Here is a 12,128-nt window from a genome sequence, read left to right as displayed (position 1 = left end):
GTCCCGGTCGTGGATCTGCAGGGTCAGGCCCAGCCGCTTGGCGATGTCGATGTGGCGGCGGAACGAGTAGCGCTGGTGGGCCAGACCCTCCCCCTCGGTGCGGAAGAAGTCCAGGCCGGTCTCCCCGATGGCCCGGACCCGGGGGTGGGCGGCGAGCGCCTCGATCTCGGCCAGCGCCTCCTCCAGCTCGCCGCGGGCGGCGTAGTGGGGTGCGTCGTTCGGGTGCAGGGCGACGGCGCCAAGCAGCCGCGCGTCGAGGTCGACCGCTTCGACGGTGAAGCGGGAGGACTCCAGGTCGCAGCCGACCTGGATGGCGCCCTGCACGCCGACGGCGGCGGCGGCGTCGAGGGCGTCCTTGATGCCGACGGCGGGCCCGTCCGCGGACGCCCCGGCGTCCGGGAAGTCCAGGTGGGTGTGGTTGTCCATGACCGGGACCGGCAGCGGCTCCGGTGCCGGCGGGTAGGCCTTGCGACCGGAGGTACCGGTGCCCTCGTCACTGATCGCGCGGAACGGGGCCGGGGCCTGGGAGGAGGAGGACATGCTTCCAGCCTAGCGGCGGCCCGGATCGGAGAATTACCGGAACTCTCTGTCTGCGCTGAGAGTTGTGTGAGTACGCTGATATCACACAGGCGGCCCACCGTGGTGCCCGGCAGCATCTGCCTGCCGCGGATTTCCGGCCGCCCCAGGGCTGAAAGGCTGCCGATGGATTTCCACCGCCGCACCACCTTTGATGAGACCGTTGACGAGGCCATGGCCGCGCCGCCGCAGGCCGCCCATGTCCCCGCCGCCCGCACCGGGCAGGAGCCGATGGATCCGGCGGAGTTCAGCCGGGCCTGCGACCGGATCCTGGCCGGCATCAACACGGTCATCGACGGCAAGGCCGAGGCGGCGAAGCTGGCCCTGACGGTGCTCCTGGCCCAGGGCCACCTGCTCCTGGAAGACGTGCCCGGCGTCGGGAAGACCATGCTGGCCAAGACCCTGGCGCGCACCATCGACTGCACTGTCAGCCGGATCCAGTTCACCCCGGACCTGCTGCCCTCGGACGTGACCGGCGTGTCCGTGTACAACCAGGCGACGCGGATGTTCGAGTTCCGTCCCGGCGCGGTCTTCGCCAACATCGTGATTGGCGACGAAATCAACCGGGCCTCCGCGAAGACCCAATCCGCCCTGCTCGAGTGCATGGAAGAGCACCAGGTCACCGTCGACGGGACCTCCTACCGGCTGGACGAGCCGTTCATGGTGGTGGCCACGCAGAACCCCATCGAGATGGAGGGCACCTATCCGCTGCCGGAGGCGCAGCGGGACCGTTTCATGGCCAGGATCTCGATGGGCTACCCGGACCGGGAGGCGGAGCTGGAGATGCTGGAGACGCACCAGTCCGCGTCGCCGTTGGCCACCGTGTCCGCCGTCGTCACCGCCGCGCAGGTGGCCGCGATGATCGCCACGGTCCAGCAGGTCTACGTCTCCCGCGCGGTCAAGGAGTATACGGTGGCGCTCGGCCGCGCCACGCGGGAGAGCCCGCTGCTGCGGCTCGGCGCAAGCCCCCGGTCCATGCTGCAGCTGCTGCGCGCGGCGAAGGCCACCGCGGCGCTGGAGGGCCGGGAATTCGTCCTGCCCGACGACGTCGTCGCCGTCGCCGAGCCGGTGCTGGCGCACCGCATCATCCTGGACCGAAAGGCCGCCGGCACCGGCGAGACTCCGCAGTCGGTCATCCGCTCCATCCTGGCCAAGGTTCCGGTGGGCGACGGGGCCGCCGGTCCGCCCGCGGGCCGGCGCCGCTAGGACCCGGCCGCCATGGGGGTATGGGACCGGATCCCGAAGCAGATCTTCAGCACGCGCGGCTGGGGGCTGCTGGCCGCCGGGTTGCTCTGCCTGCTGGCCGCCCAGGTGCTCGGCCGGCGGGACCTGCTCTCCCTGGCCCTGCTGCTGCTGATCCTGCCGCTGCTTTCCCTGGCCGGCACCCGGGTGCTGAAGCCGCGGTTTAGCGTTTACCGGGAGTTCGACCCGTCCCCGGTCCAGACCTCCGCCGCCGTCACGGTCCGGCTGGCGGTGGCCCGCACCGGACCGGGCACCGGGCACGCCCTGATGGAGGAGCAGCTCCCACCCCGGTTCGGCCAGTCCCCGGTGTTCCGCTTTCCGGCCCGCACCGCCACGGCAGGCAGCAGCCGCTACGAATACCAGCTGCGCAGCGCCACGCGCGGGCAGTTCGTGATCGGCCCGGTCACCGCCGAATTCAGCGACCCGTTCGGGCTCTCGGTCCACCGGCACGCGATCGACGCCGGGGACGTCCTTACGGTCACGCCCGCCCCGGTCTATCTGCCGCCCACCTCGCTCGCCGGCGCACGCGGCCACGACGGCGTCACCGCCACCCGGAGCCGGGCCAACCCCAGCGACGACGACGTCATGACCCGCGAGTACCGGCACGGCGACCCGATGCGCCGGGTGCACTGGGCCGCCACGGCCCGGCACGGGGAGCTGATGGTCCGCCAGGAGGAGTCGGTCACCACCCCGGAGGCGACCGTGATCCTGGACCACCGCTATCTGGCCCACTCCCAAGGCACCGGGTACGCCGGCCCCTCGGACGGGCTGGAGCCGGTGAGCAGCGACTCGTTCGAGTGGGCCGTGACGGCCGCGATGTCCGTCTGCGCCCACCTCGGCGAGCGCAGCTACGCGTTGCGCTGCCTCGACCCCTCCGGCGAGCCCGCCTTCCTCCACTCCCCCTCCGCCCCGGAACCGCACACCGAGGAGTTCCTGGGCGCGGCCGGGCTGCAGTCCATCGCCGAGAGCCTGGCCGCGATCGGGCTCACCGGCCCCCGGCATCCCGGCGGGGACGCCGGGACCCGGCCCTTCGATGACCGGCTGCTGGACAAGCTCTCCGCCCACCGCCTGCGCGGTCCCGTCCTGGCGATCCTTGGCCGGCTCACCCCGGCCGAAGCCCGGGACCTGGCCCCGGCGGCCGCGTTCGGCGCCAACGCCTTCGCCCTTGTGGCCGCCGGGCGCGGGGCGGAGACGGAGGAAATAATGGCGGTGCTGCGCCGCGGCGGCTGGCGGGCGGTGGCGGTCTCCCCCGCCACCGCCCTGGCCGCGGCGTGGTCCGCGTTCGACGACGTCGGCGCCGCCCCCGAGGCGACGGCCGCCGACGCCCGCCGCGGTGCGGGGGCCCGGCGATGACGCTGACGGATACCCCGGCCCGGGGCGGCGGGGGGACCGGCTCCGCCGGACACGGTCCCGACGCCGGCCGCGACGGTGCCGGTCGTGGCGAAAAAGGCGGCACCCCGGGCGGCCCGGCCGGCCGCATCCGCGGCGCCGGCCTGGAACCGTGGGCGATGGCCCTCTCCGTCGCCGTGGCACTGGCCGGGGCCGCCCTGGGCATGAACGGGGTACTGCGCGGCTGGGCCTGGTACCCGCCCGTGCTGACCACCGTCTTCACCGTCGCCCTTGCCACCGCCGCCCTGCGGTCGCTCCGCCTGCCGGGGGTGGTGGTCAGCCTGGGCGGGTTCCTGTCCCTGGCGGCGGTGCTGACCAGTACGTTCTTCCGACCGTCCAGCATCGCCGGGTTCATCCCCTCGGCCGAGACGCTGGGACAGCTGCAGGCCTACCTGCGCCGCGCCAACGAGACGATCCTGGGCGAGAGCACCCCCGTGGCGCCGAACGCGGGCATCGTGCTGCTGATCTGCGGGGTGCTGGGGCTGCTGGTGGTACTGGTGGATACCCTCTGCGGCCCGCTGGCCCTGCCGGCCACCAGCGGGCTGGGCATCCTGGCGGTCCTGGTGGTCCCCGCCCTGGTCAAACCGCAGAGCGTGGGCTGGCCGGCGTTCACCGCCGCGGCCGCCGGCTACCTGATGATCCTGGCCTGCAGCCACTGGTTCCATCCCGGCACGGGCCTGCGCGGGGACACCGCGCGGACCCCCGGGCAGCTTCGCCGCGCGGGTGTCCTGGGGGCGATGGCGCTGGCCCTGACCCTGCTGGTGCAGGCGGTGGTGCCGGGCTTCGACCAGGGCGCCTTCCCGCAGGGCTCCCGGCTCACCCCGTGGGGCGGCGCCACCGGCCTGAACCCGATGATCAGCCTGGGCAACAGCCTCCGGAGCCCCTCCGGCGTCGGCCGGATCACCTATGCCAGCAACGCCGGGTCCGCGCCCTATCTCCGCTCGGTCACCGTGGACAGTTTCGACGGCGACTCCTGGTCCCCGGATGACCGGGATGCCACCCGCCGGCCCGGCACCGGTGCGATCGATCCGGGGACCGACGTCACCGCCGACGAGCAGGTCCGGACCGTCACCGCGGTCAACACCGGGCAGTTCACCAGCCCCTACCTGCCGGTCCCGTACGCCCCGGCGTCTGTCAGCGGCCTCACCGGCCGGTGGAACTGGGATCCGGCGACGCTTAGCATCAAGGGCATCGACGTGAACTCCCGCGACCAGCAGTACGTCGTGGCGTCGGTGGCGCCGAAGCTGACCCCGGCCGTCCTGGACCGGGCCACGGAGCAGCCCCGCGGCCTGCCGGACCTCTTCACCCGGGTTCCGGGCAACGTCCCGGCGATCGTGCGGCAGACGGCGGACACGGTCACCGCCGGGGCCGGCACCGAATACGCCAAGGCGATGGCCATCCAGGCCTACCTGCGCTCCCCCGCGTTCACCTACTCGCTGCAGGCGCCGGTCCAGAACGGGTATGACGGCAACGGGCTCTCCGTGCTGGCCGACTTCCTGGCCCAGAAGAGCGGCTACTGCATCCACTTCTCCTCGGCGATGGCCGTGATGGCCCGGCTGGAGGGGATCCCCAGCCGGATCGCCGTCGGCTACGCCCCGGGCCGGCCCACCGGTTCGACGGTGTCGCTCGGCGGGCTGGGGGCGCTGCCGGAGTACGAGGTGGACGCCCGTGATGCCCATGCCTGGCCCGAGCTGTATTTCCAGGGCCTGGGCTGGGTGGCGTTCGAGCCCACGCCCTCCCGCGGCGTCGTCCCGGGCTATGCGACCGAGGCGGCGGCGCCGAGCGGGGCGAGCACCAACGAGAACAACGACGGGCTGGTGCCCTCGGCCGATCCGAAGCCCACGACGTCGGCGGCGCCCCTCCCGGTGCCGGCCCCCGCCGCGGCCGGCGGAACCGCCACGGGCCCGGAGATCCCCTGGCCGCTGCTCTACGGCGCCGGGGGCGTGCTGCTGGCGGCGCTGCTGCTGGCCACGCCCGCCCTGGCCCGTGCCGGGTTGCGGCGGCGGCGGCTGCGGGCCGCGGCCGAGGATCCGGCGGCCGCCGCGGGACCTGCCTGGGCGGAACTGCGCGACCTCGCCGCGGACTACGGCCTGCCGCCGCGCGGCAGCGACTCGCCCCGGCTGTTCGCCGCCCGGCTGCTGGGCTCTCCCCTGCTGGGAGTCCCGGACGGGGTGGACGCACCGGCCCGGGACGCGGTGGAGATCCTGACCGCGGAACGCGAACGGCAACGCTACGGCCGCCCGGGGGTCGAGGGCCAGTCACCGGGTGCGGCAGGGGGTGGGTCCGGAAGTGCTTCCGGGAGTGAGACGGCGGAGCGGATCGCCCTGATCCGCGGCAGCCTGCAGGCCAATGCCCGCTGGGCGGCCCGGCTGCGCGCCGGGTGGCTGCCGCCGTCGCTGTTCACCCGCTGGCGCAACGACCTGGCCCGTCCCGTCACCCGGCCGCTGCGCCGCGTGCCGCGGCCTGCCCCGGACAACCGGGCCACCCCGCAAACGCCGAACGGCGCCGCGGAGACCCGTTCAAGGTTCCGCGGCGCCGTCCGCAGGCTTCGCCGGAACTAGCCGGCGTAGGGATCGGCGATGCCGATGTACTGGGTGTAGAGGTACTCCTCGATGCCCTCGAGGCCGCCCTCGCGGCCCAGGCCGGACTGCTTCACGCCACCGAACGGGGCGGAGGCGTTGGAGACGACGCCGGCGTTCAGGCCGAGCATGCCGGTCTCGAGGCGTTCGCCCATCCGGATGCCCCGGTTGAGGTCCTTGGTGAAGACGTAGGCCACCAGGCCGTACTCGGTGTTGTTGGCGAGCCGGACGGCCTCGTCCTCGGTATCGAAGGTGATGATCGGGGCGACCGGTCCGAAGATCTCCTCGTTCAGGATGCGGGTGCCCTCGGTGACGCCCTTGAGGATGGTGGGCTGGTAGAAGTAGCCCGGGCCCTCGACGGCGGCGCCGCCGATGACGGTCTCGGCGCCGGCGGCGACGGCGTCGGCAACCAGGTCGTGGACCTTGTCGCGGCTCTTCGCGTCGATCAGCGGGCCCACCTTGGACTCCGGCTCGGTGCCGCGGGCCGGGGTCATTTCCTTCATCTTGGCGGCGAACTTCTCGGCGAACTCGTCGGCGACAGACTCATGCACGATGAAGCGGTTGGCCGCGGTGCAGGCCTCACCCATGTTCCGCAGCTTGGCGAGCATGGCGCCGGTGACGGCCGCGTCGATGTCGGCATCCTCGAAGACCAGGAACGGGGCGTTGCCGCCGAGCTCCATGGAGGTCCGGAGCACGTTCTCGGAGGCGTCGGCCAGGAGCCGGCGGCCCACCTCGGTGGAGCCGGTGAAGGAGAGCTTCCGGAGCCGGGAGTCCTTGATCAGCGGGCCGGTGGTGGCGCCAGCGGTGGACGTGGGGATGACGTTCAGGACGCCGGCGGGAAGGCCGGCCTCCATCATGACGGCGGCGAACAGCTGCGAGGTCAGCGGGGTCAGGTTCGCAGACTTCAGCACCATGGTGCAGCCGGCGGCGACGGCGGGGGCGATCTTGCGGGTGGCCATTGCCAGCGGGAAGTTCCACGGGGTGATCAGCAGGCAGGGGCCCACCGGCTTCTTCGCCACGAGCAGGCGGGACTTGCCGTCCGGGGACACCGAGTAGCGGCCGAAGGCGCGGACGGCCTCCTCGGAGAACCAGCGCAGGAACTCGGAGCCGTAGGTGACCTCGCCTCGGGCCTCGGCCAGCGGCTTGCCCATTTCCAGGGTCATCAGCAGGGCGAAGTCCTCGGCCCGCTCCGTGACCATGTCGAAGGCCCGGCGGAGAATCTCGCCACGCTCGCGCGGCGGGACCTTGGCCCAGGACTCCTGCGCCGCGGCGGCGGCGTCCAGGGCGGCGGCGCCGTCCTCGGGGCCAGCGTCGGCCAGGCTCAGCAGCACCTTGCCGGTGGCGGGGTCCTCGACGTCAAAGGTCTTGCCGGACGCGGCGGGACGCCACTGCCCGTCAATCAGCAGGCCGGTGGGCACGGAGGCCAGCAGCGCGGCCTCCCGCTCGGCGGTAACGGTGGGCTGGGCAGTTACAGTCACAATGACTCCCTCGTCGGCATTGGATGGAAAAGGTCGAATGGCGGGCCCGGGGGACTGGCGTCGCACTGGTGGCTCCGTCAGGCCGGTGGGGCGGGCCCAGCAGCGGGTGCGGCCGGGCCGAACTACTGCCCACGGTACTGCCGGTTTCTCGGGGGTGTCTACGCTTCTGCGCACTAGGAACCGGGCAGGCCGCTGTGCAGCTGCACAAGGTGCGGCGGGCCGCCGCTGGGGCCTCAGCGGGCGGCCAGGACGGCGGCGTAGAGTTCGCGTTTGCTGACCCGGGTGTCCTCCGCGACCGCGGCCACGGCCTCCTTGAGCCGCATGCCCTGGGCGACCAGGGCGTTGACGTCCGCCACATGGTCTTCCGGCTTCCCCGGCTCGCGCTTGGGGGCCCCGGCGACGACGACGGCGATCTCCCCGCGGATCTCGGAGGTCTCGGCCCAGCGCAGCAGCTCGCGCAGGTCTCCGCGGATGACCTCCTCGTAGGTCTTGGTCAGTTCGCGGCAGACGGCGGCCCGGCGGCCGGCGCCGAAGCGTTCGTGCAGGCCCCGCAGCATCGGCTCCAGCCGGTGCGGGGCCTCGAAGAACACCATGGTGCGGGACTCGTCGTCGAGCTCGGCGAGCCGGCTCGCCCGCTCCCCCGCCTTCCGCGGCAGGAAGCCCTCGAAGCAGAAGCGGTCGGTGGGCAGGCCGGAGAGGGCCAGGGCGGTCAGCACGGCGGAGGGGCCGGGAGCCGCGGTGACGGTGATGCCGTCCGCCACGGCCGCCTCGACCAGGCGGAAGCCCGGGTCCGAGACCGAGGGCATGCCGGCGTCGGTCACCATCACCAGGGTCTTGCCGGACCGGACCTGGTCCAGGAGTTCGCCGGTCTTGGCCACCTCGTTGTGTTCGTGGTAGCTAATCACCCGTCCGGCCACCGTGATGCCGAGGCCCTGGACCAGGCGGTGCAGGCGGCGGGTGTCCTCGGCCGCGACGATGTCCGCGGTCTCCAGGAGCCCGATCAACCGCGCGGAGGCATCGCCGACGTTGCCGATCGGGGTGGCCGCGAGGACCACTTGGCCTTTGCCGGAAGAGCTCCCGGGGGACGTGCCTGCGGGGGCGTCGGACTGGGGGCTGCTCGGCTCGGATTCCACAGCACCAGCCTACTGCCGCCCGGCGCGCGGGACCGACCCGGCCGGCTGCCGCCGGTAGCATGGGCTTCGTGACGCAGACCCCCATGCGGTCAGCCGGGGCCGCGCCGACCCCCGCCGACGCAAGCACGCAGCAGCCCGCCGCATCCCGCCGACGTTCGGCCGGTGCCGCCGGCGGCGGCCGGAACCTCGAGGGGCACCGCTGGATTGCCCGGCCGAAGGAGGCGTACACCCTCCCCGCCCTCACGCGGCGGCTGATCGGGGACCTCGGCAGCTGGCGGGACTACCCGCCGTCTTTGCGTCTCTGGTACTGGCTGATCCCCACCCTCACCGCGGTGCTGGGCGGAATCCTGCGCTTCGTCCGGCTGGACACCCCGCACAACCTGGTCTTCGACGAGACCTATTACGTCAAGGACGCCTACTCCTACCTGGTCAGCGGGTACGAGCGGGCATGGCCGGACAAGGCCAACGATTCCTTCATCGCCGGCAACCCGGGCATCCTGCTGGACAGCCCGGAATACGTCGTGCACCCGCCGGTGGGCAAGTGGATGATCGCCGCCGGCATGTGGCTGTTCGGGCCGGAGAGTTCCTTCGGCTGGCGCTTCGGCGCGGCCCTGACCGGCACCCTCTCCATCCTGCTGCTCGCCCTGATCGCCCAGAAGCTCTTCCGCTCCCTGACCCTGGGCGCGGTAGCGGGACTGCTGCTGGCGGTGGACGGCCACCACCTGGTGATGTCCCGGAGCTCGCTGCTGGATATCTTCCTGATGTTCTGGATCCTGGCGGCGTTCGGCGCGCTGCTGATGGACCGCGACGACGGCCGGCGCCGGCTCGCGGCACGCCTCGCCGCGCAGGCCTCCGCCTCCCCCGCATCCACCCTGCAGGCTGGTGTCCCCACGCGGCTGCAGCTGGCCGCCGGCCCCTGGCTCGGGGTGCGCTGGTGGCGGCTCGCCGCGGGGGTCTGCCTCGGCCTGGCCGTGGGCACGAAGTGGTCCGCGCTATTCTTCCTGGCCGGCTTCGGCCTCCTCACCGTGTTCTGGGACCTGAGTGCGCGCCGGATCGCCGGCGTGCACGGCTGGATCGCCGGCGGCATCCTCAAGGACGGCCTGCCCGCGTTCCTGAGCATCGTCCCGGTCGCCGGGCTGGTCTACCTGGCCACCTGGACCGGCTGGTTCCAGTCAAGCAACGCCTACTTCCGGCACTGGGCCGAGGCCAACCCGTCCGCCCAATGGGGCTGGATCCCCAACGCGCTGCGGTCCCTGGCGCACTACCACCTGGAGGCGTACAAGTTCCATCAGGGACTCAGCGCTGACCACCCGTACAAGGCCAGCGCCTGGAGCTGGCTGGTGATGGGCCGGCCGACGTCGTTCTTCTACGAGTCCCCCAAGCAAGGCACCGGCGGCTGCGAGCTGCCCAGCTGCACCTCGGCCATCCTCTCGGTGGGCAACCCGCTGATCTGGTGGAGCGCCGCCGTCGCCCTCGGCGTGCTGCTGTTCTGGTGGATCGGCCGCCGCGACTGGCGGGCCGGGGCGGTGCTGGCCGGCGTCGGCGCCGGCTACCTTCCCTGGTTCATGTACCCGGAGCGGACCACCTTCTTCTTCTACGCGGTTTCCTTCGAGCCCTTCCTGGTTCTCGCCCTGGTTTACTGCCTGGGGCTGGTGCTGGGCCGCCGGACGGACCCGCTGTGGCGGCGGCGCTCCGGTCTGCTGGTGGTGGCCGTCTTTGTCGTCGGTGCGGTGCTGCTCTCCGCGTTCTTTTATCCGGTCTGGACGGCCGAAGTGATTTCCTACCAGGACTGGCGGGCCCGGATGTGGATGCCGTCCTGGATCTAGGGCAGGATTACTAGCGGACACCCGGTCACCGGCCGGCCGACCCGGAACGGGAGAGACGCGACGTGAGAGAAGCCAGCACCGGACTGCTTGTGGAGCTGGATCCGGACAGTAATGTCACGGACCTGCTGCTGGAGCAGTACGCCGAGGACCCGGTCCGCGCCCTGTACGCCCGCAAGGGTCCCAACGGCTGGACGGACGTGCCGGCCCGGCAGTTCGTGGAGCAGGCCCGGTCCCTGGCCAAGGGCCTGATCGCCGGCGGCATCGTCCCGGGCGACACCGTGGCCGTCATGTCCGCCACCCGCTACGAATGGACCGTGGTGGACTTCGCCATCTGGTTCGCCGGCGGCGTGACCGTTCCGATCTACGAAACGTCCTCCGCCAGCCAGGTCGAATGGATTTTGCACGATTCCGGCGCCCGCCGCGTCTTCGTCGAGGACCAGGCCAAGGCGGACCTGGTCCAGGGCGTCCTGGACTCCTCCGCCCTGCTCGCCGAACGCGTCCTCGGCGTGGTCCGGATGGACTTCGACGGCGCGGCCCCCAACCTGGCAAGCCTGGCCGCCGCCGGCACCGGCGTCACCGACGCCGAGCTGGAACGGCAGCGGTCCGCGGCCGGCCTGGACGACGTCGCCTCCCTGGTCTACACCTCCGGCACCACGGGCCGGCCGAAGGGCTGCGAGATCACGCACGGCAACTTCGCGCTGGTGGCCAAGAACATCGTCCTGTTCCTGCCCGAGATCCTGCTGACCCCCTCCAACCGGACGCTGATGTTCCTGCCGTTAGCGCACGTGCTGGCCCGCGCCGTGCAGGTTGTCTGCCTGGCCGCCGGCACCACCCTGGGCCACACCGGCAGCGCCAAGGAGCTCCTCGAGGACCTGGGCACCTTCAGGCCCACCTTCCTGCTGGTGGTGCCGCGGATCTTCGAAAAGGTCTACGCCGGCGCCTCGCACAAGGCCGCCGAGGGGGGCAAGGGCAAACTGTTCGACGCTGCCGCAGCCACCGCCGTCGAGTACTCCCGGGCGCTCGACGCCGAGTCCCGCGGCGAGGGCCGGGGACCCGGCCTGCTGCTGCGCGCCCGGCACGGGCTCTTCGACAAGGTGTTCTACCCGCGGCTGCGGCAGGCGTTCGGCGGCCAGCTGGGCTACACCGTCTCCGGCGCCAGCCCGCTGAGCGCCAACGACGCGCACTTCTTCCGCGGCGCCGGGATCCCGGTGCTGGAGGGCTACGGACTGACCGAGACGACCGCCCCCTGCACGGCCAACACCCCGTCCCTGACCAAGGTGGGAACCGTGGGCATCCCGATCCCCGGCACCACCATCCGGATCGCCGACGACGGCGAGATCCTGGTCAAGGGCATCGGCGTCTTCAAGGGCTACCACGCGAACGAGACGGCCAACGCCGAGGCCTTCACCGACGGGTTCTTCCGCACCGGCGACCTCGGCGCCCTGGACGAGGACGGCTTCCTGACCATCACCGGCCGCAAGAAGGACCTGCTGGTCACCGCCGGCGGCAAGAACGTGGCACCCGGGCCGATGGAGGAAAAGATCCGCGAGCACCAGCTGGTGGCCCAGGCCGTAGTGGTGGGCGACGGGCGGCCGTTCGTGTCCGCGCTGATCAACCTGGACCCCGAGGGCCTGGAGAATTGGTGCGCAGCGCAGCGCATCCCCGTGATGGGTGCCGCCGAGGCGGCCTCCTCCGAACTAGTCAGGGAGGCCCTGCAGGCCGCCGTCGACGACGCGAACCGGCTGGTCTCCAAGGCCGAGTCGATCCGCAGTTTCGTGGTCCTGGACGCCGACTTCACGGTCGAGTCGGGGCACCTGACCCCGTCACTGAAACTGAAGCGCGCCGCCGTCGTCCGGGACTACGAGGAGCACATCAACCGCATCTACGGCTGAGCGTGCGGCGGGG

The 12,128-nt window shown here is 72.3% G+C and carries 8 protein-coding genes; 5 read left to right on the top strand and 3 right to left on the bottom strand.

Annotated features, from left to right (window positions below; all coding sequences use genetic code 11):
* On the bottom strand, positions 1 to 540 hold a 540-nt coding region (locus AB0305_RS20965; RefSeq protein WP_366173911.1), incomplete at its 3' end, for a TatD family hydrolase.
* A 162-nt stretch (positions 541 to 702) separates the two neighbouring features.
* On the opposite strand from AB0305_RS20965, the gene AB0305_RS20960 reads away from it, so the two are divergent.
* Genes AB0305_RS20960 through AB0305_RS20950 form a run of 3 tightly spaced genes read left to right on the top strand, consistent with a single transcriptional unit; the run spans position 703 to position 5,768 of the window.
* Positions 703 to 1,782: a MoxR family ATPase gene (locus AB0305_RS20960; protein ID WP_364136880.1), complete on the top strand. Its 1,080-nt coding sequence runs from the start codon at positions 703 to 705 to the stop codon at positions 1,780 to 1,782.
* Positions 1,783 to 1,794: 12 nt separating this feature from the next.
* Positions 1,795 to 3,171 carry a DUF58 domain-containing protein gene (locus AB0305_RS20955; protein WP_364136878.1) on the top strand — a complete coding sequence of 459 codons (1,377 nt, stop codon included), beginning with the start codon at positions 1,795 to 1,797 and terminating at the stop codon, positions 3,169 to 3,171.
* On the top strand, positions 3,168 to 5,768 hold the full coding sequence (locus tag AB0305_RS20950) for a DUF3488 and transglutaminase-like domain-containing protein (RefSeq protein WP_364136876.1): 2,601 nt from the start codon (positions 3,168 to 3,170) through the stop codon (positions 5,766 to 5,768). The genes AB0305_RS20955 and AB0305_RS20950 overlap by 4 nt, the downstream gene beginning before the upstream one ends.
* Here the strand turns inward: AB0305_RS20950 and AB0305_RS20945 are convergent.
* Complete coding sequence (locus tag AB0305_RS20945; protein ID WP_364136874.1) at positions 5,765 to 7,264, bottom strand: NAD-dependent succinate-semialdehyde dehydrogenase; 1,500 nt, start codon at positions 7,262 to 7,264, stop codon at positions 5,765 to 5,767. The genes AB0305_RS20950 and AB0305_RS20945 overlap by 4 nt on opposite strands.
* Positions 7,265 to 7,497: 233 nt before the next feature.
* Positions 7,498 to 8,397 (bottom strand): 16S rRNA (cytidine(1402)-2'-O)-methyltransferase, encoded by a 900-nt coding sequence (rsmI, locus tag AB0305_RS20940; RefSeq protein ID WP_364136872.1) that lies wholly within the window; start codon positions 8,395 to 8,397, stop codon positions 7,498 to 7,500.
* Positions 8,398 to 8,456: 59 nt separating this feature from the next.
* Here rsmI and AB0305_RS20935 point away from each other — a divergent pair, with 59 nt between their 5' ends.
* Entirely contained in the window at positions 8,457 to 10,223 is a 1,767-nt protein-coding gene (locus AB0305_RS20935) for a phospholipid carrier-dependent glycosyltransferase (protein ID WP_364136870.1), read from the top strand.
* Positions 10,224 to 10,285: 62 nt separating this feature from the next.
* Positions 10,286 to 12,115 carry an AMP-dependent synthetase/ligase gene (locus tag AB0305_RS20930; RefSeq protein ID WP_364136868.1) on the top strand — a complete coding sequence of 610 codons (1,830 nt, stop codon included), beginning with the start codon at positions 10,286 to 10,288 and terminating at the stop codon, positions 12,113 to 12,115.
* Positions 12,116 to 12,128 lie beyond the last annotated feature (13 nt).

The sequence above is a fragment of the Arthrobacter sp. NPDC080086 genome (assembly GCF_040702285.1).
The sequence above is the reverse complement of the archived record's forward strand: the minus strand, read 5'-3'. Positions and strand labels throughout refer to the sequence as shown.

Coding starts and splice junctions, on each gene's coding strand:
- AB0305_RS20960 (WP_364136880.1), top strand. CDS start 703: ATGGATTTCCACCGCCGCACCACCTTTGATGAGACCGTTGACGAGGCC.
- AB0305_RS20955 (WP_364136878.1), top strand. CDS start 1,795: ATGGGGGTATGGGACCGGATCCCGAAGCAGATCTTCAGCACGCGCGGC.
- AB0305_RS20950 (WP_364136876.1), top strand. CDS start 3,168: ATGACGCTGACGGATACCCCGGCCCGGGGCGGCGGGGGGACCGGCTCC.
- AB0305_RS20935 (WP_364136870.1), top strand. CDS start 8,457: ATGGGCTTCGTGACGCAGACCCCCATGCGGTCAGCCGGGGCCGCGCCG.